20 protein-coding genes and 3 tRNA genes are annotated in these 20,848 nt (G+C 30.8%); 18 read left to right on the top strand and 5 right to left on the bottom strand.

The window, feature by feature from the left end; all coding sequences use genetic code 11:
- Positions 1–41: 41 nt before the first annotated feature.
- The 9 genes from AC3WQX_RS06185 to AC3WQX_RS06145 all read left to right on the top strand — a co-directional run bounded on the left by AC3WQX_RS06185 (position 42) and on the right by AC3WQX_RS06145 (position 10,040).
- Positions 42–1,154 carry a GAF domain-containing sensor histidine kinase gene (locus AC3WQX_RS06185; RefSeq protein WP_030063524.1) on the top strand — a complete coding sequence of 371 codons (1,113 nt, stop codon included), beginning with the start codon at positions 42–44 and terminating at the stop codon, positions 1,152–1,154.
- 19 nt (positions 1,155–1,173) lie between these two features.
- The gene (locus AC3WQX_RS06180) at positions 1,174–1,797 is read left to right on the top strand and encodes a response regulator (RefSeq protein ID WP_023350050.1); all 624 of its coding nucleotides are present in this window, start codon (positions 1,174–1,176) and stop codon (positions 1,795–1,797) included.
- A gap of 248 nt (positions 1,798–2,045) precedes the next feature.
- On the top strand, positions 2,046–2,510 hold the full coding sequence (gene xdrA / locus AC3WQX_RS06175; RefSeq protein ID WP_002434804.1) for an XRE family transcriptional regulator XdrA: 465 nt from the start codon (positions 2,046–2,048) through the stop codon (positions 2,508–2,510).
- Positions 2,511–2,730: 220 nt separating this feature from the next.
- Positions 2,731–3,861, top strand: coding sequence for a DUF445 domain-containing protein (locus AC3WQX_RS06170; protein ID WP_023350051.1), 1,131 nt, complete (start codon positions 2,731–2,733; stop codon positions 3,859–3,861).
- A gap of 71 nt (positions 3,862–3,932) precedes the next feature.
- Positions 3,933–4,277 (top strand): YlbF/YmcA family competence regulator, encoded by a 345-nt coding sequence (locus AC3WQX_RS06165; protein WP_002434673.1) that lies wholly within the window; start codon positions 3,933–3,935, stop codon positions 4,275–4,277.
- 404 nt (positions 4,278–4,681) lie between these two features.
- A complete protein-coding gene (locus AC3WQX_RS06160; protein WP_002434873.1) occupies positions 4,682–5,878 on the top strand; it encodes a metallophosphoesterase family protein in 1,197 nt (398 codons plus the stop codon).
- Positions 5,868–8,807, top strand: coding sequence for an ATP-binding protein (locus AC3WQX_RS06155; RefSeq protein WP_049326519.1), 2,940 nt, complete (start codon positions 5,868–5,870; stop codon positions 8,805–8,807). Before AC3WQX_RS06160 ends, AC3WQX_RS06155 begins: the two co-directional genes overlap by 11 nt.
- On the top strand, positions 8,804–9,745 hold the full coding sequence (gene yhaM, locus AC3WQX_RS06150; protein WP_002434737.1) for a 3'-5' exoribonuclease YhaM: 942 nt from the start codon (positions 8,804–8,806) through the stop codon (positions 9,743–9,745). Before AC3WQX_RS06155 ends, yhaM begins: the two co-directional genes overlap by 4 nt.
- A gap of 190 nt (positions 9,746–9,935) precedes the next feature.
- Positions 9,936–10,040, top strand: coding sequence for a type I toxin-antitoxin system Fst family toxin (locus tag AC3WQX_RS06145; protein ID WP_030063529.1), 105 nt, complete (start codon positions 9,936–9,938; stop codon positions 10,038–10,040).
- 154 nt (positions 10,041–10,194) lie between these two features.
- Here the strand turns inward: AC3WQX_RS06145 and prsA are convergent, their stop codons facing one another.
- The 4 genes from prsA to AC3WQX_RS06125 form a co-directional block, all read right to left on the bottom strand.
- The gene (gene prsA, locus AC3WQX_RS06140; RefSeq protein ID WP_023350053.1) at positions 10,195–11,196 is read right to left on the bottom strand and encodes a peptidylprolyl isomerase PrsA; all 1,002 of its coding nucleotides are present in this window, start codon (positions 11,194–11,196) and stop codon (positions 10,195–10,197) included.
- Positions 11,197–11,397: 201 nt separating this feature from the next.
- On the bottom strand, positions 11,398–11,967 hold the full coding sequence (locus AC3WQX_RS06135; protein ID WP_002434864.1) for a DUF3267 domain-containing protein: 570 nt from the start codon (positions 11,965–11,967) through the stop codon (positions 11,398–11,400).
- 191 nt (positions 11,968–12,158) lie between these two features.
- Positions 12,159–12,530 (bottom strand): YtxH domain-containing protein, encoded by a 372-nt coding sequence (locus AC3WQX_RS06130; protein ID WP_002434824.1) that lies wholly within the window; start codon positions 12,528–12,530, stop codon positions 12,159–12,161.
- Positions 12,531–12,607: 77 nt separating this feature from the next.
- The gene (locus tag AC3WQX_RS06125; protein ID WP_002434751.1) at positions 12,608–13,033 is read right to left on the bottom strand and encodes an HIT family protein; all 426 of its coding nucleotides are present in this window, start codon (positions 13,031–13,033) and stop codon (positions 12,608–12,610) included.
- Positions 13,034–13,165: 132 nt separating this feature from the next.
- Between AC3WQX_RS06125 and ecsA the strand changes: the two genes are divergently transcribed.
- Positions 13,166–13,906 carry an ABC transporter ATP-binding protein EcsA gene (gene ecsA, locus AC3WQX_RS06120; protein WP_002453567.1) on the top strand — a complete coding sequence of 247 codons (741 nt, stop codon included), beginning with the start codon at positions 13,166–13,168 and terminating at the stop codon, positions 13,904–13,906.
- Complete coding sequence (gene ecsB, locus AC3WQX_RS06115) at positions 13,899–15,122, top strand: ABC transporter permease EcsB (RefSeq protein ID WP_023350055.1); 1,224 nt, start codon at positions 13,899–13,901, stop codon at positions 15,120–15,122. Before ecsA ends, ecsB begins: the two co-directional genes overlap by 8 nt.
- Before the next feature lie 51 nt (positions 15,123–15,173).
- Here the strand turns inward: ecsB and traP are convergent, their stop codons facing one another.
- Positions 15,174–15,677, bottom strand: coding sequence for a signal transduction protein TRAP (traP, locus tag AC3WQX_RS06110; RefSeq protein ID WP_002434692.1), 504 nt, complete (start codon positions 15,675–15,677; stop codon positions 15,174–15,176).
- A gap of 339 nt (positions 15,678–16,016) precedes the next feature.
- Between traP and hemE the strand changes: the two genes are divergently transcribed.
- From hemE to AC3WQX_RS06075, 7 genes are all read left to right on the top strand, one after another.
- Complete coding sequence (hemE, locus tag AC3WQX_RS06105; RefSeq protein WP_023350056.1) at positions 16,017–17,051, top strand: uroporphyrinogen decarboxylase; 1,035 nt, start codon at positions 16,017–16,019, stop codon at positions 17,049–17,051.
- 75 nt (positions 17,052–17,126) lie between these two features.
- The gene (gene hemH / locus AC3WQX_RS06100) at positions 17,127–18,050 is read left to right on the top strand and encodes a ferrochelatase (protein WP_002434744.1); all 924 of its coding nucleotides are present in this window, start codon (positions 17,127–17,129) and stop codon (positions 18,048–18,050) included.
- Between the two features lie 141 nt (positions 18,051–18,191).
- Positions 18,192–19,586: a protoporphyrinogen oxidase gene (hemY, locus tag AC3WQX_RS06095; RefSeq protein ID WP_023350057.1), complete on the top strand. Its 1,395-nt coding sequence runs from the start codon at positions 18,192–18,194 to the stop codon at positions 19,584–19,586.
- 148 nt (positions 19,587–19,734) lie between these two features.
- Positions 19,735–20,289: an RBBP9/YdeN family alpha/beta hydrolase gene (locus AC3WQX_RS06090; protein ID WP_002434723.1), complete on the top strand. Its 555-nt coding sequence runs from the start codon at positions 19,735–19,737 to the stop codon at positions 20,287–20,289.
- Between the two features lie 310 nt (positions 20,290–20,599).
- A tRNA-Met gene (locus tag AC3WQX_RS06085) sits at positions 20,600–20,673 on the top strand.
- A gap of 15 nt (positions 20,674–20,688) precedes the next feature.
- A tRNA-Asp gene (locus tag AC3WQX_RS06080) sits at positions 20,689–20,764 on the top strand.
- Between the two features lie 10 nt (positions 20,765–20,774).
- A tRNA-Phe gene (locus AC3WQX_RS06075) sits at positions 20,775–20,847 on the top strand.
- The last annotated feature ends 1 nt before the right edge of the window (position 20,848 follow it).

Raw genomic sequence — 20,848 nt, 5'->3', positions numbered from 1 at the left:
GTATAATATAAATATTATGGATATAGTATTGGGGCGATAAAATGGAGAAGCCAACAAGACTTGCATTACTAAAAGAGATAGCTGAATTTCTTAATGAAGAAACAGAGATGTATAGCATGATGCATGGAGGACTACGTTATCTTATTAATGGTAGTAACTTCACGACTGGATGGATATTTTTTATCAATGAGGAGGGGGACCATGAACTCGTTTCCTCAGTAGACCTCCCTGGTGCATTATCCAAAAAAGATTGTCATTATATGACTAACGGATCATGTTGGTGTGTCAAAGCATATAATAATAAAAAATTAACTAAAGCGTCCAATATTATAAATTGTTCAAGAATTAATTTAGCTAATCGTGCATATCAAGAAGAAACAGATGATATTACGCATCATGCAACTGTGCCACTGCGTTCTGGAGAGGAACAATTTGGTCTACTTAACGTTGCTTCACCAAATAAAAAACATTATAGCGAGCAAGATTTAGAATTACTAGAATCTGTAGCATTTCAAATAGGTTCGGCGATAAAACGTATATTATTGATAGATAGAGAAAAGGAAGCGGCTAAGATTAATGAGCGCAACCGTTTAGCTCGAGATCTGCATGATTCTGTTAATCAAATGTTATTCTCGTTAAAACTTACTGCTCATGCTGCCCAAGGAATGGCATCAGATGATTTTTCTAAAAATGCATTTAAAACTATAGAAGAAACGAGTCAAAATGCTGTTAATGAAATGAGAGCATTGATTTGGCAATTAAAGCCTGTAGGACTAGAGCACGGATTAATTCACGCTTTAAATAACTATAGTGATGTATTAAATCTAAATTTAGACGTCCATGTTGATGGCTTGATCAATTTATCTAATCATGTAGAAGAAAATATTTATCGTATGATACAAGAGGCGATGAATAATGTCAGAAAGCATGCCGATACTAACGAAGTCTCATTAAATCTAACGCAAACACAGGATAATCTCATTATTGAAATTATTGATTTAGGAAAGGGATTTAACTTGCATGAAGTAAATGTTAATGCTTCAAGTGGTATCAATAATCTTAAACAACGGACACATACATTGAATGGTAAATTAGATATTCAATCACAATTGAATAAAGGTACTACCATTACAATAAATATACCTTTAAAGTAATAAAAAAAGGAGAACGATTATGCATAAAGTAGTACTAGTAGATGATCATCATATCGTACGCCAAGGATTAGAGTTTTTACTTTCAACAGTTGATGATTTAGAAGTAGTCAAGGGTTTTTCTGATGGCAAAACATTTCTATCATATATAGAGCAACATCATCTGCCTGATATTGTGTTGCTCGATTTAGTGATGCCAGAAATGAATGGAATTGAAATTACTGAAGTTTTAAAAAGACAATATCCTCAAGTCAAAGTTTTAGTTTTAACGAGCTATGTAGATGATGAACATGTGATATCAGCTATAGACAAAGGTGCTGATGGTTACGAAATGAAAGACGTAGAACCACAAAAATTGATTGAAACAATTCATAAAGTTTTAAATGGTGAACATATCATTCATCCTGAAGCTAAAAGTGTGATTGAAGCAGTATCTAAAAAGCCTCATTTTACTAATAAATTATCTAAAAGAGAAGTTGAAGTATTGAGAGAGATGGTTAAAGGCAAGACAAATAAAGAAATTGCTCAAACATTATTTGTATCTGAAAAGACTATTAAAACACATGTAAGTCACATATTTAATAAATTACAAGTTACGGATAGAACACAAGCTGCCATTTATGCTATGGAAAATAAATTAATATAATGTGCTAAACGCGATTATATAAAATAAATATACATATTTTAAATTTAATTAGTTAAAATGTCGTTAAATGTAAATATTTAACTATTTTGATAATTTTGCCTTTAATAAAATAGTTAGAAAAACGCATTTCTCTCTTTTATTTTTATTAAAAATATATTAAGATGTAATTTGTGTTTCAAGAAATGTGTATTATTGCAATTTCTTGTGTCCGGATAAAATATTTCCAATTAGAAAGGTAGATAAATAGAATGGATAGACAGAGTTTCACAGATTTAATTCAAACAAAATTTAAAATGGTACGTATTGAAGCGGGCTATACTCAAGATACAATGGCTCAAACAATCGGACTTTCTAAAAAAACATTAGTACAAATTGAAAAAGAAAGAGTCTTACCTAACTGGACGACTTGTGTCTCAATTTGCGCGTTATTTAGAGATTCAGATGTACTCAATAGCACATTTGGTTGCGACCCATTAGAAATCGTTCAAACTATTTCTAGAAATCATTGTGCTTACCCTAATCATGCTACTACAAGTGATATTTATTGGAATACAATCGAAACGCGTAATGGATTTATTTTACAAAGTAATAAAGTAAGTAACATTTACCGAGTATTAAATGCAGATAAGCAACCAATCTTCGGTACTTCTAAAATGAGAGAGGCTGAAACTTACTTTAATAGAAATGCTAAAGAAGAATTACTACATGTATAATTAAAAGTGATAGTAGAATCTTATAATGATTTAATCACTTATTTCAGATGTATTGTCTTAATTAAACAAAATTATTTTTCTACTTAACGATGAAATTCATTTTTGATTTTCATCGTTTTATTTTTAGTAATTTGTATTTATAAGTTTTAATAGAATGAAGTTAGGTTAATTGATGTTATAATCTAACCACAATTTCAAATTTAAATAGGGAGTTAACAATATGCACGCTTTTTTAGTGATTGCTTTTATGATGATTATAGGGGCTATAATAGGTGGTATAACAAATGTTATAGCGATACGTATGTTATTTCATCCATTTAAACCATATTATATATTTAAAATGAGAATTCCATTCACTCCAGGTTTAATTCCAAAAAGACGTGGAGAAATAGCTGAGAAAATAGGTCAAGTTATCGAAGATCATTTAATTACTGAAGAAATGATTCGTCATAAGTTAAATCAACCACAATCTCAAGATGCGATTCAAGACTTAGTTCTTACTCAAATACAAAAGCTTAAATCTCAAGATGCAACAATTGAAAATTTTGCTCAAGCATTAGACATTAATGTAACTGATTTATTAAATAATAAGGTGAAAACAACTTTGAATGACAAACTTATAAACTTTTATCAACAACATAAGCAAGAGGCATTAACAGCATGTTTGCCAGAGCAATTATTTGTTTTAGCAGATGATAAAGTAGAAGAATTAGCTGATTTATTATGCGAGAGAGCTAGAAAATATTTGAATTCTGACAAAGGTTCACACGATATATATGAAATGTTAGATACCTTCTTTCAGGAAAAAGGAAAAATTGTAGGTCTTCTACAAATGTTCATGACTAAAGAAAGCATCGCAGAACGTATTCAACACGAACTTATTCGATTGACTCAACATCCGAAAGCACGTGTAATTATTAATAAGATCATTCGCAATGAATATGAGACACTTAAGAATAAGCATTTAGAAGAATTAGTTAGTGATGAGCAATTTGAATCTATTTCTAAATCCACGACAGATCTTTTAATCTCATATATTGATCTTAATGGTAAAGCTCGTTTACCAATATATGAACTTGCACCTCAGTTTATTCACTTCCTTGAAAATGAAGCAGCTACTAAAATTACTCAAGTCATTGTTCATAATATTTCACGACATCTTACCAATATAATGAAAAAGATTAATTTGCGACAACTAGTAGAAGATCAAATTAATACATTTGACTTAGATTACATTGAAAAGTTAATTATAGAAATTGCTAATAAAGAATTAAAATTGATTATGTCACTAGGATTTTTACTTGGAGGAATTATTGGTTTCTTCCAAGGTGTAATTGCAATCTTTGTCTAAAGGTGACATATATGTTAAAGTTATTTGTGAGTGGTTAAAACACAAATTAACTCAAAGGAGTGCAAACAACTATGGCAGTAAATTTATACGATTATGCAAATCAATTAGAACAAGCTTTAAGAGACAGTGAAGAATATAAAGCTATTAAAGATGCATTTGCTAAAGTTAAAGAAAATGAAGAATCAAAAAAATTATTCGACGAATTCCGTGAAACTCAAATTAGTTTCCAACAAAAACAAATGCAAGGTGAAGAAATTCCTGAAGAGGATTTACAAAAAGCTCAAGAACAAGCTCAAGCTATCGAAAAAGATGAAAATATCTCTGAATTAATGAATGCTGAGCAAAAAATGAGCCAAGTATTCCAAGAAATTAACCAAATCATCGTAAAACCATTAGATGAAATTTACGCTGACTAATTTCAATACTTTTCTATAAAAGTGAGAAATCATTTTAAATTTTGAATGTCTACAAAGTTACAGACTTTGTAGACATTTTTTATACATTTGTACCTTAGAATACTCTCGTTTACAAATTTATAAACTAGTTCAAAGGTGATACTTTAAAATTTGTATTAACGTCATAGTTTTGAGTAGGTATAAAATTAAAATGAATGTCTTGGTTTGTCGTCGACTGGACTCAAAGTGTTATGGTAAAATAATTTAATATAAAGTAAAGTTATTTTTCATGATACATAGCTTATTAATATATAGTCATTAGTCTGTCTTAATATCAATATTTATAATTTTTATCAACAAATGAAGTATATTCAAATTGCATTATTTCTTTTAACTTTACGGCTTTTATAAGGAGAATTAAACTTATGGTTAAATTTATACACTGTGCTGATTTACACTTAGACAGTCCCTTCAAATCTAAAAGTCATTTAAGCCCTAAAATATTTGAAGATGTACAAAAAAGTGCCTATGAAAGTTTTAAAAATATAGTAGATTTGGCATTAAAAAAAGAAGTAGATTTCATTATCATTGCTGGGGATTTATTCGATAATGAGAATAGAACATTACGTGCGGAAGTCTTTTTAAAAGAACAGTTTGAAAGATTACGTAAAGAACAAGTATTTGTATATGTATGTCATGGTAATCATGATCCTCTATCTTCAAAGATATCTTCAAATTGGCCAAACAACGTTTCAGTTTTTTCAAATCAAGTAGAAACGTATCAAGCGATTACTAAAGATGGGGAAACAATTTTTATACATGGCTTTAGTTATCAAAATGATACAAGTTATGAAAATAAAATTGATGCTTATCCATCAAGCCAAGGTCAAAAAGGGATACATATTGGTGTTTTACATGGCACGTATAGTAAATCCTCAGTCAAAGACCGTTATACAGAATTTAGGTTAGAAGACTTAAATAGTCGATTATACCACTATTGGGCGTTAGGTCATATACATGAACGTGAACAACTCAGTGATATGCCAGTAATTAACTATCCCGGTAATATTCAAGGTAGACATTTTAATGAATTAGGTGAAAAAGGTTGTTTATTAATTGAAGGAGATCATCTTAATTTAACAACACAATTTTATCCTACTCAATTTATTAAATTTGAGGAAGCAACTATTGATACTAATCATACGTCTAAACAAGAGCTATACGAAGATATACAGTCTTTCAAAGATAAAGTAAGACCTGAAGGTAAAGCTTTCTATAGATTAAATGTACGCGTAAATAGTGAAGATTTTATTGCACCACAAGACTTGGTTCAAGTTAAAGAGATGATTACAGAGTATGAAGAAAATGAAAATCAGTTTGTGTTTATAGAAGATTTAAATATTAAATATGTTCAAAATGATGAATCACCTCTTGTAAATGAGTTCTCCTCAGATTTGTTGGAAGACACATCGGTCTTTGATTCTGCTATGACGGATTTATACTTAAATCCTCGTGCATCTAAATTCTTAGATGATTATACAGAATTTGATAAAACCGAATTAATTAATCATGCTGAAAGTCTTTTAAAAGATGATATGAGAGGTGAACAAAATGATAATTAAATCACTAGAAATTTATGGATACGGTCAATTTGTTCAACGTAAGATAGACTTTAATAAAGGTTTTACTGAAATTTTTGGTGAAAATGAAGCAGGAAAATCAACGATTCAAGCATTTATACATTCAATTTTATTCGGTTTTCCTACTAAAAAATCTAGAGAACCTCGTTTGGAACCTAGATTAGGAAATCAATATGGTGGTAAATTAGCTTTAATATTTGACGATGGTACTGAAGCTGAAGTTGAGAGAATTAAAGGTAGCGCTCAAGGTGATGTCAAAGTTTACCTCTCAGATGGTTCTATACGGGATGAGTCATGGCTAAATAAAAAACTCAATTACATTACAAAGAAAACGTATCAAGGTATATTCTCTTTCAACGTTTTAGGGTTACAAGATATTCACCGTAATTTAGATGAAAAACAATTACAAGATTACTTATTACAAGCAGGCGCTTTAGGTTCAACTGAATTTACCAGCATGAGAGATACCATAGGACAAAAGAAAGAAGAATTGTATAAAAAGTCTGGTAAAAATCCAATTATTAACCAACAAATCGAACAACTCAAGCACCTTGAAAGCCAGATACGTGAAGAAGAAAGTAAATTAGACACATATCATCGCTTAGTAGATGAGAGAGATAAATCTTCTCGCAGATTAGAACATTTAAAACAAAATTTAAATCAGTTATCCAAGATGCATGAAGCTAAACAAAAAGAGGTTGCACTGCATGATCAAACGCAAGAATGGAAAGGATTAGAACAAGTTCTAAATATCGAACCTCTAAAATTTCCTGAAAAAGGTATAGACCGTTATGAGACTGCTAAGTCGTTTCAACAATCACTTGAAAAGGATATTGGTCTTAAAGAAGAACGTTTAGCTCAACTTAAGCAAGAAGCTAAAAATATCTTTCCAGTAGAACCTAAAGATATAGATGCAATTAATTCCTTATATCAACAAGAAAATGAAATTAAACAAAAAGAATATGAGTTGCGTTCAGTTGAAAAAGATATCTCTGATAAACAAAGAGAACAAGAAAGTTTACAAAACACTATTGGGTGGAATGAACCACATCATGAAGTAGATAGTTCTGAAGCTATGAAAAGTCATGTAAGTGAGCAAATTCGTGGTAAGCAAGAACAAAATGCTTATATTTTACAACTAGAACGCGGTCTTGAAGATAATAAAATTGAACGTAATTCTAATAGTAATGAACTTGATCAACTAGAGAAAGAATTAGTTCCTGAGGAAACTTTTGAAAAGAAAAAGGAATATTCACAGCAGGTATTAGAATTACACGAAAAAGAAAACTTATATGAAAAATTAAAAGAATCATTTGAAGAAGAACAAATTCGTAAAAATCAACGTCAAAAATTACTTAGACTTGCATTTATTGCTTTAGCTATCATAGGTGCGGCATTAACTGTATTTTCATTTGTAACGACTAACATGATTTTTGGTATTGTCTTTGCGATTCTAACCGTCATCTTTATTGTAGGTATCTTCTTAGCAAAAACTAAAGATGTTGATTATGGTGTAGCAATGAACCAAGAAATTAATGACTTGGAAAGTCAACTTGAACATTTAGAAAGCAACTACAATTTAGATTTTGATTTAGATCATCAACATCGCATTCGTGAGCAATGGCAAAATGCTATTAAAGTAAAAGAAATGTTAGATGAAAAGAATGCATATTTAAATAAATCAATGGATGAGGCGCAACATCGTTTAGATTCATTATCAGATAATATTAACAACGTGAAGAAAGAATTATATTTATCTCCTAAGATATCTGATGAACTTATCGTTGAAAGTATTACCTCAATGAGTAATATTAAGTCTCATGATAATTACGTCAAAGAGTTGAATCATAAGCGTAGTCAACTTATGGATGAAATTAATCAATTTTATAAACACGCTAAAGACGTAACGAGTCCACATTTTAGTCATTTTAATACAATGTCGTTCTTCCACGATGTTAATCAATGGCTAAAAAATGCTAAAGACAATAACGATAATTGGCATAAGAATCAAGAAGAAACACAGTTATTAACAAATGAGCTCAAGCATCTTAAATCACGCTTAAGTGAAAATAAAAATATCATCAAAGAGCTATTTGATTTCGTCAATGTTGAAGATGAGGAAAGTTATTATTCACATCATCAAGATTACGAAACGTATCATAGTAACTTAAATAGATTTAATGATTTAACTCAATACTTAGAGAACCAAAATTACTCATATGAAATGAGTTCTAAATTAAGTGAAAAAACAACCGCTCAATTAGACGAAGAAGATGATACATTAGCGAGACAAGTAGATCAATATAACGATCAATATTTAAATATGCAAGCTGAAGTCAGTGATTTAACTGCTCAAATTAATCATATGGAAACAGATTCGACACTTGCACAATTAAGACATGAATATTACAGTTTAAAAAATAGACTAAATGATATCGCTAAAGATTGGGCAAGCTTAAGTTATCTTCAAAATTTAGTAGAAGAACATATTAAGCAAATCAAAGATAAGCGTTTACCACAAGTTATCCAAGAAGCTGTATCTATATTCAAGTATCTTACAAATGGTGCATATACAATGATTAATTATACTGAAGATGATTCAATTCATGTCAAACATGATAATGGACAAGTTTTCGAACCTGTTGAACTAAGTCAATCTACAAAAGAATTATTGTATGTTGCTCTTAGAATTAGTTTAATTAAAGTATTAAAACCATACTATCCATTCCCAATTATTGTGGATGACGCATTTGTTCATTTTGACAAACATAGAAAAGAAAGAATGTTAAATTATTTAAGAGAATTATCTCAAAATTATCAAGTGCTTTACTTTACATGCACTAAAGATAATATTATCCCTTCAAAAGAAATGATTATTCTTAATAAACTAGAGGAAGGCGGGAAAAAATGAGAAATGTAGAAAATTTAAATCCCGGCGATTCAGTTGATCACTTTTTCTTAATTCATCGTGCAACTCAGGGTGTCACTGCTCAAGGTAAAGATTACATGACACTTTACCTCCAAGATAAAAGTGGTGATATAGAAGCGAAATTATGGACTGCAACGAAAGAGGATATGCAGAACCTTAAACCTGAAGAAATTGTTCATGTCAAAGGCGATGTGATTAATTATCGTGGTCGTAAACAGATGAAAGTTAATCAAGTGCGTTTAGCTAAACCTGAAGACAATTTATCAACTAAAGATTTTGTTGATGGAGCACCTATGACGCCTGATGAAATTAAAGAAGCGCTTTCGCATTTTATGTTAGATATTGAAAACGCAAATTTACAACGTATAACGCGTCATTTAATAAAGAAATATCAAGACCGTTTCTTTACGTATCCAGCAGCAAGTTCACATCATCATAATTTTGCAAGCGGTCTAAGCTATCACGTTTTAACTATGTTACGTATTGCTAAGTCAATCTGTGATATTTATCCGCTATTAAATAGAAGCTTATTATATAGTGCGATTATTTTACATGACTTAGGAAAGGTCAGAGAGTTAAGTGGACCAGTTGCAACGACTTATACTGTCGAAGGTAATTTGCTAGGCCATATTTCAATTGCTAGTGATGAAGTAGCTGAATCGGCTAAAGAATTAGGTATTGAAGGTGAAGAAGTGATGTTATTAAGACATATGATCTTAGCACACCACGGTAAAATGGAATTCGGGTCACCTAAACTACCTCATTTGAAAGAAGCTGAAATTTTATTCTTTATTGATAATATTGATGCAAAAATGAACATGTTTGAGAAAGCATTTAAGAAAACGGATAAAGGTCAATTTACTGAACGCATTTTTGGTTTAGAAAATCGCCAATTCTATAATCCAACAAGTTTAGATTAAATATTTTTAGTGCAAAGCTATCTTTGTAAAGTTGCTACAGAGTCGGGATTGATTCAAGTGGTATTATGATACAATGGGCTTTGCACTTTTTTATATTCAAATTTAATTAGCTAAAGTTCAGTGTTATAATAAATAGGTCGCCTATCTTCTCTTCTCAGGCGTCAATATGACAAGGGAAGGAGGTGCATATATGTTATTTGATATCTTTGTACACATCATGGCCACGGCAACCAGTGGTTGTATCGTTGCTTTATTCGCGCATTGGCTACGCACTCGCAACGATAAACGTAAATAGGCGACAACTAAAATAAGCCACACCAAAAAATCCCCTCACTACTGCCATAGTGAGGGGATTTGGTGCATATATGCTTGATATCCTTGTTAATTGTATTATAACACTTTCTAGATAAAATGCAAAACTTATATCAATCATACCAATGAGTTATTGATTATGACCCACTACTTGTTAAACCTGCAGAGCCTGAACCAGAGGCACCACCTTGTGAAGATTGCTGTTGCTGCTGTTGTTGTTTAATTTTATCTGGATCTAAAATTGAATTTTCAACAGCTTTTTTAATATCTCTATCTTTGTAATCTACTTTATAATCATCTAATAAATCTTTATAAGCATCTGTTAACAATTTAGGTTTTTTCTGTACTTTTTGTTCAATAATTTTTTCTTTAAGGTTGGATTTTTCTTTATTAAAGTCATTTTCTTTATCAGCTTTAATGATATGATAACCATAATCAGTTTTAACTACTTTAGAAACTTGACCTTCTTTTAATTTAAATAGCGCTTTTTCGAAGCTATCTACCATTTGACCTTTAATTACATAACCTAATGAACCATCTTTCTTAGCTGAAGAACTATCCATAGATTCTTTTTTAGCGATTTCGCCAAATTTACTAGGATTTTTTTCTACTTCTTTTTGGATTTTTTCAGCTTTTTCTTTTGCTTTTTTATCTGAAAGACCTTCTTTATCACTAGATTTAGATTTTACTTTTATTAAAATATGAGAAGCTTTTTTAGAATTATCTTTAATATCTTTATCAGAGACTTTCACTTTATCTAGTAATAATTGTTTTTGATAAGCAGAAAGTTTTTTCTGTTCTTTATAATCATCTAATGACATACCTTGCTGTTTAAGCATGCTTTCAAATTGATCTTTACCGCCATATTGTTTTTCTTCTTTCTTAATATCTTCATCAACGTCTTTAGTATCGACTTTATCTTTGTATTTATCAGCTAAGATTTTATTTAAAACAATGTTAAATGAAGTATTAGCAATTTGTTCATTTCCGATTTTCTTCATCACGTCAGCGACTTTTACATCTCCTGCTTTAGAAGAAATCAATGTATTATCTTTAGATTCTGTTGCATTTGAGCCACAAGCACCAAGTAACAGCGCGCTAGCGGTCACGGGAACAATAATTTTATTCATCAATTTCATAAGTTGATAGCTCCTTTATGTATTAATCATCGTAAATATAACATATTATTTAGAGACTACCAATTAGAAACCCCCGTCCTAAGACTATAGTATGACTAGGATGGGGGAAGTTGATTAAATATTATATATTTTAATTTTGCATGTTTTATTAATATTTATGAAAATTAAATACAATTACGCAAAAGATGGTAATCCTTATAACTAGAGCGAAGTTCTAGTTGATTTAGGATTATTAACTTTGTTTAAAATATGTAGACCAGATTGATGTTCCTCTACATAATGACCATCATTTGAGAAAAGTAAGATTTTCAAATATAAAATATCCATCATAGAAAAGCCAATATTTAATGATAATAAAAACATAAAATAATGACCATATTGAGGTAGATGAATACTTAACAGAACAAAAATGCCAGTTAATAATAATATAGGTAAAATTAAATTTATACAAAAATATACTTTATGGACAGGCGTATTAACATACGTATTAAAATATGGCAGCCATTTCTTTTTAACTAATTTATGGACTCTAAAAGATTTATAAAATGGCAAAAAGAAAACAAGATGCATGATTTTATGAATGGGATACATTAAAATTATAAAGATTAATAAAATGATAAAATGTCGATCTGATAAAGGAGTATCAGAGAAATAGTACATAATTTCATAGCTTACTAAAAAGGTAATAATAGTTGCTACTATACTCATGAAAGCAATTCTTTGAATTCCAAATCTTGCGTGTATATCAATTTGTCGAGTGCATAAATACATAATGTAAGCCTCATCTCTGTGTTAATGTTCGATACGTATTATCTACGTGTTCACAGGAATAGTCAAGGGGCAGTTTAATTTACAAAAAAGAAGTTGATAAAGTCATTAATTAAGCTAGTGTTAAAATGTCTAAAAGAAATTATGATTAAGTAAAATAAAAAAGCTATGGCATCATGCCATAGCTAATGAAATTACTTATCTTTAGAGAAAGCGTTGCTTATATCTTCTCCACGGTTTTGTAAATTTTCAATATGAGTTTGGAGCTTTTCAATATTAGGGTTAATATCAGATTTAAAGTTACCAATTAACTCTTTAAACTCATCTCCAATTGAACTACCATATTCAACACTTTCATTCTTAATTTGAGAACCATAATTAAGAATATCATTAAATGTTTGTTTCATAGTTTCAATTTCTCGTTCAAGTTCAGATTGTGCTCCTGTAGGTTGGCTCGCATCAATTGTATTATGTTTGACACTATGGTCGTCACGATTTCTTAATGCTACTGCAAATCCTGCTGCAGCACCTACACCTAAGCCAAATAATATTCTTGTGACTTTCATTTTTTATTCTCCTCACTTTATATGTCGGATATTTGTATTATTTTTATCATACCCAGTATAACAAGGAATATGCACGATTAATCAAATTGTGCTTGAATTTGTTCAGCAATTTCTTTTTTAGCGTCGTCATTAATTGTATCTTCATGCGTTTCCCACTTATATCCAAAGCCATCGATATCATTTTCATATCTTGGGATAAGATGGAAGTGAAGATGAAATACAGACTGATCTGCAAACTCTCCATTATTTTGAATGATATTTAATCCATCTGGGTTAAAAGCGGCTTTAATAGCATTGGCTACCTTAGGTAAAGCCACTCCAATATGTTTCATTGTTTCTTCATCAGTCTCAAAAATATTAGCCGAAACTTTCTTAGGAACTAATAATGTGTGACCTTTCGTCACTTGTGAAATATCAAGAAAGGCATAAACGTAGTCATTTTCATAAATTTTAAAGCTTGGAATTTCTCCAGAAATAATTTTACTGAAAATAGTTTCTGACATAACAATGACACTCCTCTTTATCATTTGTTAGTCATTATTATAGCATTACTCAATTTAAAACAACATGATAGCAATGATTATTTTAGGTTAAAACATTATTTTTTGGTACAATAGTTTGCATGGAGGTGCCTTATGACAGTAAAAGTTGAACATCTTACAGGCGGATATGGAAAACGTCCTGTAATTAAAGATATAAATTTTGAATTAAAAAAAGGCGAAATTGTTGGTTTAATTGGTCTTAACGGTGCAGGAAAAAGTACAACAATTAAACATATGTTAGGACTTCTTAATCCAATGGAAGGTTCATTATCCATTTCTGATACAAATATTAATGATGACATTGAAGTATATAGAAGAAAATTATCATATATTCCAGAAGCACCAGTGATTTATGAAGAACTTACATTAGAAGAGCATATAGAGATGACTGCTATGGCCTATCAACTAAGTAGGGAAGAGGCAATGCGTCGTGCTGAGCCACTTTTAAAAGTATTTCGTTTAGAAAATGAATTAAAAGTCTTTCCAAGTCATTTCTCAAAAGGAATGAAACAAAAGGTCATGATCATTTGCGCTTTCATCGTTGATCCAGAATTGTATATCATCGATGAGCCATTCTTAGGTCTCGATCCTTTGGGAATACAATCAATGCTTGATTTAATGGTTGAAAAGAAAAACGAAAATCGAACTGTCTTAATGAGTACACATATACTTGCTACAGCGGAACGTTACTGTGATAGATTTATTATTTTAGATCAAGGGAAAGTTGTTGCGTTTGGTAACTTAGATGAACTACGTGAACAAACAGGTCTGTATGATAGAACCTTAGATGATATTTATATACATGTTACACAAGGTGGCAATGCCAATGAATAATCAATCATTATCTCTGTTTAATCGGAGATATAAAGCGATTCGTAAAGAAAAAAGTTACTATAACAAATTCATTTTTAATGGTCATTTCACGGTGTTTTTACTTATATTGTTAGGTGCATTTATTTTTGGATATGGTGAATGGCTACAACATATACCACAACATATTGATTATGCACTATTTGCAAGTATTGCTGTAGCATTAGTTTCATTATTTCCAATTCGAACACTATTAAAAGACGCAGATAAAATTTTTCTATTACCATTTGAGAAACATATGAAAGATTATATGCAAGTAAGTTTAATATATAGTTATAGTTCAAGAATTTTTTTACAAGTCATACTTCTTATTATACTATTTCCTTTATTTTATAAATTAAATGATAACCATTTTACATTTTATATTGTATTTGCAATAAGTGCTATCATTTTTCCTTATTTAGGATTACTTGTTAAATGGCAATGGTTAAAGCTAAATCTTTCAAGTTGGACAATTAATTTATTATTATTTGTACTATTTGGTATAACATTTTATTTAATTTTAAGATTTCATAATTACTTTGCTATTATATTTATTTTCATCGTAGGGGTATTGTTATTGATTTTAAAATTGAATAGCAAAAAGCAATTATTTCCTTGGGAGAGAATGATAGCGATTGAGCAACAAAAACACACGAATTATTATAAATTTGTAAATATGTTTACTGATGTGAAACATTTAAGAGAGTCAGCAGTACGTAGAAGTTATTTAGATTTCATATTACCCACACCAAAGGGTAACAAGTTTAATGAAAATCGTATGTACTTATTCTTATTTGTAAGAAGCTTTGTAAGAGGACGAGACGCGTTTAGTATCATTCTTCGATTAGTGATTATAGCACTCGTTTTAATGTTATGGTTATCAAATCCAATCGTATCTCTGATTATAGGAAGCTTATTTATGTATATTACATTATTGCAAATGGCTCAGTTCTATACTCAACAAGCATATGGTTTATGGCCACAAGTATGGCCAGTTTCTGATACGAAAGTTATCAAAGGATATGAACAATTTTTATACCGATTAATGATTGGTGTTGGTATTATCTTTACAATACTATTTGTTATAAAACATCCTACATTGTTCTTCTTTGCTTTACTTTTCTTTATTGTAGGGTGGTTAACAATAAGAAGTACCATTAAAAAGTTAAAATATCAGGAAACTTTATTAAGAGACTAAAAAAAGTTCTTAGCGTTCAATACAATACGCTAAGAACTTTTTATTTTGATATTAGTTTTCATCAATTGGATACAAGTATCTTTCAAAATAGCTTGAATGTTGGCCACTTGCTCCAAAGAATTGACTTAAAGCTACCTTAGAAAAATTATCGTTAAATAATTCTGAAGCTTTGAAATCTTCATAGGCAGTGCGATTTGCGAAGCCAAAGTATATTTTATAAGTATTACCTTCTAAAGGTTTTAATAATCGATAACTTTTGAAACCAGCGAATGAATCAAAAGGTGCGCCCAAGTGCAATAATTTTTTCTCTAGTTGATTACTATGATCCTCTGAAGAGGGAATGAACAAAGCACAGTAGAAATGATTTTCGTTAAATTCTCCAACTTGGTAGAGTACATTGTAAGAACTAGGATGTTTTAAAACTGACTTATCTTCAGTTTCTTCTAAAATGACTGATGTATCGGAAGCAGAAAACTGAAATAGGTCATGATCTGGATTATTCAATTTAATTTGATTTAAGAATCCATATGTCCCATAAGATGTATATAAATTCATGATACAAACCTCCCTTGTTTTGTCTTATTATACGATTATAAAATTCCTTTTGCTACTGCAAAAGTTCAGATTTTCTAATTAAAAGTAATAGAATTCATCCTAAATTTACAAATTTAACTAAAAATAAAATTAAATATATAATTTAACGTTATTAGAATATCTAGGAATTACTTACCCGTTTTTTAATAAAAATAAAGTATATTTTTAAAGTTTATAAAGCTAGGTTTTATAAATAAAAGTACTATGTCTTTTTTATGACATTTAAGCATAATAAAATACGAAATTGTATACAATATGCTATTATAGATAAGAATGATTTTAATGTAGGAGGACGCTAGGGTGCATAGTAAAAACGATACGATATTAAAGACAATAAAAGGTGAATCAACGTCACACACTCCAGTTTGGTTTATGAGACAAGCAGGACGTTCTCAACCTGAGTATCGCAAACTTAAAGAAAAATATTCACTTTTTGAAATTACGCATCAACCAGAATTATGTGCGTATGTTACGCATTTACCAGTAGATAATTACAATACTGATGCGGCTGTTCTTTATAAGGATATTATGACACCTTTAAAACCCATAGGTGTAGATGTAGAAATTAAATCTGGTATTGGACCAGTGATTTCAAACCCTATTAAGTCAGTACAAGATGTTGAAAAATTATCTCAGATAGATCCTAAAAGAGATGTACCTTATGTTTTAGAAACAATCAAATTGCTTACAGAGGAAAAATTAAATGTACCGTTGATTGGTTTTACAGGTGCGCCGTTCACATTAGCATCTTATATGATTGAGGGAGGTCCTTCTAAAAATTATAATTTTACTAAAGCCATGATGTATGGAGACGAACCTACATGGTTTGCACTAATGGACCATCTTGTAGATGTGTCAATCACATATGTAGTCGCTCAAATTGAGGCTGGTGCTGAATTAATACAAATCTTTGATTCTTGGGTAGGAGCACTAAACGTCCAAGACTATAACTATTATATCAAGCCAGCTATGAAGAAATTAGTGAGTGGTATCAAAGCTCATTATGATGTACCTGTGATACTTTTCGGGGTAGGCGCAAGTCATTTAATTAATGAATGGAATGATTTACCTATTGATGTTTTAGGTCTAGATTGGAGAACATCTATTAATCAGGCTGATCAAATGGGAGTAAACAAGACACTACAAGGTAATCTCGACCCTTCATTATTATTAGCACCATGGGATGTTATCGAATCACGACTAAAAGATATTCTTGATCAAGGAACGGCGCGTGGCAAGCATATATTTAACTTAGGTCACGGTGTATTTCCAGAAGTTAAACCTGAAACATTAAGAAAAGTGAGTGAATTCGTTCATAACTATACTCAAAAATAGTTCTTTCGAAGATTTGGTGTCTCTCCAAACCTTATTAAAGTAACGATAACTATCAATTAAAGGAAGGTTTTATCAATGAGTAAAACAATTGGATTATTAGTGATGGCGTACGGTACACCATACAAAGAGAGTGATATCGAGCCTTATTATACTGATATTAGACACGGTAAAAGACCAACTGAAGAAGAACTACAAGATTTAAAACAACGCTATGAATTTATCGGAGGGTTATCACCTTTAGCAGGAACAACAGATCGACAAGCTGAGGCATTAACTAAAGCTTTAAATGAAACGTATGACAATGTTGAATTTAAATTATATTTAGGATTAAAACATATCTCTCCTTATATTGAAGAAGCCGTAGAAAAAATGCATAAAGATGGCATTGATGAAGCTGTAACAGTTGTGCTCGCGCCACACTATTCAAGTTTTTCAGTAGGTTCTTATGATAATCGCGCACAAGAAGAAGCAGATAAATATGGCATTAAATTGACTCATATTAAACATTATTATCACCAACCAAAATTTATTAAATATTGGACAGATAAAATTAATGAAACGTTAAATCAAATTCCTGAAGAAGAGCACGATGAAACAGTTTTAATCGTTTCAGCACATAGTTTACCTAAAGGTCTGATTGAGCGTAATAATGATCCATATCCTAAAGAATTGCATGAAACAGCTCAAATTCTTAAACAAGACTCCAATATTGTTCATGTAGCAGAAGGTTGGCAATCTGAAGGAAACACCGGTACACCTTGGTTAGGACCTGATGTTCAAGATCTTACGCGAGAATTATATCAAGAACATCATTTCAAAAACTTTATTTATACACCAGTAGGATTTGTTTGTGAGCATTTAGAAGTGCTCTATGACAATGACTACGAATGTAAAGTAGTATGTGATGAAATTGGCGCTAAATACTATCGTCCTGAAATGCCTAATACAAACCCGCTATTTATAGGAGCAATTGTTGACGAAATTAAAGCTCATTTTTAAAATTAAGTTAAAGCATTAATAAAGTGATGACAGAATTCCTCCAGTATAACGGGGGAATTCATTTTTTGAGAGAAATAAATTAAAAAATTTGATACATTTTCATGATAGATTCAGGTGGAATTGAAAGGAAGCGTGAAAAAGTTGAGTAAAAAAATTGCGATTATCGGCGCAGGTATTACTGGTTTATCGAGTGCGTATTTTATAAAAAAACAAGATCCAACTATAGAAGTAACGATATTTGAAGCCTCTAATCGTCCTGGAGGTAAAATTCAAACATATCGACATGAAGGGTATACTATTGAGTTAGGTCCAGAATCCTATCTAGGACGTAAAACTATCATGACAGATATGGCTAAAGATATTGGTCTAGAAAATGACTTAATTACTAATACTACGGGTCAATCGTATATATACGCTAAAAATAAATTATTTCCTATACCAGGTGGCTCTATTATGGGCATTCCAACAGATATAAAGCCATTTATTAAAACGAAGCTTATTTCTCCAATTGGTAAATTAAGAGCTGGAATGGACTTGTTTAAGAAACCGATTCAAATCGAGGATGATATTTCTGTCGGCGACTTTTTTAGAAAAAGACTAGGTGATGAAGTATTAGAAAATCTGATTGAACCTTTAATGGGTGGCATATATGGTACTAATATTGATGAATTAAGTTTAATGAGTACATTTCCAAACTTTAAAGAAAAAGAAGAACAATTTGGCAGTTTGATTAAAGGAATGAAAGATGAGAAAGAAAAACGTATTAAACATCGTCAACTATACCCAGGGGCACCTAAAGGACAATTTAAACAGTTTAGACATGGTTTAAGTTCATTTATTGAAGCATTGGCAGAAAATGTTCAGAATAAGGGAGTAAATATTCGTTACAATACTCAAGTACGTGACATTAAAGTTTCTCAGAAAGATTATGAAATTTTACTCGAAGATAGTAGTGAAACATTTGATGGGGTACTTGTTACTACACCACAACAAGTATTTATGAAATGGTTTAGCCATGATCCTGCCTTTGATTACTTTAATAAGATGGACTCGACTACTGTTGCAACAGTGGTTATGGCTTTTGATGAAAAGAATATAGAGAATACGTATGATGGTACTGGATTCGTTATAGCTAGAACGAGTCAAACAGATATTACAGCTTGTACTTGGACTTCGAAAAAATGGCCGTTTACTACACCTGAAGGTAAAGTATTAATTAGAGCTTATGTAGGTAAACCAGGCGACACTGTAGTAGATGACCATACTGATGATGAAATTGTATCAATTGTTCGTAAAGATTTAAGGAAAATGATGACATTCAAGGGTGATCCTGACTTTACGATAGTGAATCGTTTGCCTAAAAGTATGCCTCAATATCACGTAGGGCATATAAAAAATATAAAGATAATTCAACAACATATAAAGAATACTTATCCTAGATTAAGAATTACTGGAGCACCTTTTGAAGCGGTAGGTTTACCTGATTGTATTCAACAAGGAAAAAATGCTGTTGAAGAAATTTTAGAAGAAATTTAGATGTTGTAAAACACTTTAATGAGAATGGGATGATTTAAATCTAAGAAGCGGTGAGATAGATAAATCATTTGAATATCATTTCTTTTTAAAGTGTTTTTATTTTAAAATAAGAATTAAATGAATCAATCGTTGAATGAGGTGTTGAAAAATGACTGACGTGATTATAATCCATTCAAAATATGGGAATGCCACAAATCATTGGTATGAGTGGTTGAAGCATAATTTAACTTTAGAAGGTTATCATGTGACGTTGTTTAATTTAGAGGCAGATGATCATGCAAAAATTGATGAATGGGTAAGACAAATGAAAGAACAAATTGAAATTCGTAAATATGATACTTATTTTGTAACCCATGGTTTTGGTACGATAGCTGCACTAAAATATATTGAGGGGACTCATCATCATATTGAAGGATTGTTTAGTATTGCAGGTTTCAAAGAAGATGCCCATGATATTGATGAGAATGTCAACTTAGAGGGCATATCAATAGATTATGAAAAAGTTAAATCTCAAGTCGATCATTTTTACGGACTTACATCTAAAGATGATAAATATGTTTCTTATAAAGAGACTAAAAGGTTAATGGATACGTTGGAAGGTAAGATTCGAATAGTCGATGAGGGTGGACACTTTTTAGAGGATGAAGGTTTTAAAACATTTACTTCTTTACAATCTAGAATGCAAGGTTACATGACTAAGTAAGTATATATCTAAAGGTAGAGCACAAGTTGTCTAATAGGTGATTATCAAGGTATCTCATATATCTTTTAGTAAAGAATAATATAAAAAGATATATGAGGTTAATTTTTACACAATTTAATTCCAAAACAATATTGACGAAATGTGTTGGAGTTTATATACTAATAAAGTACTTAATTAAAGCGTCATTCATTTCAATTATTGCAAATAGGTTTGAAGTTGAAATGAACAAAATGTTAATTTTCTTTAAAAAAGTATTGACATTGTAAAGAAGAAAATGGTAAGATTATAAGGTAGTCAAAAATAATATTAGCGCGGGATGGAGCAGTTCGGTAGCTCGTCGGGCTCATAACCCGAAGGTCGGTGGTTCAAATCCGCCTCCCGCAATACATAATTTTAATAGGTCTCGTAGTGTAGCGGTTAACACGCCTGCCTGTCACGCAGGAGATCGCGGGTTCGATTCCCGTCGAGACCGCCATTACTATTATGGTTCAGTAGCTCAGTTGGTAGAGCAATGGATTGAAGCTCCATGTGTCGGCAGTTCGACTCTGTCCTGAACCAT

The organism is Staphylococcus sp. FW104-15G4D (assembly GCF_058790135.1).
The sequence above is the reverse complement of the archived record's forward strand: the minus strand, read 5'-3'. Positions and strand labels throughout refer to the sequence as shown.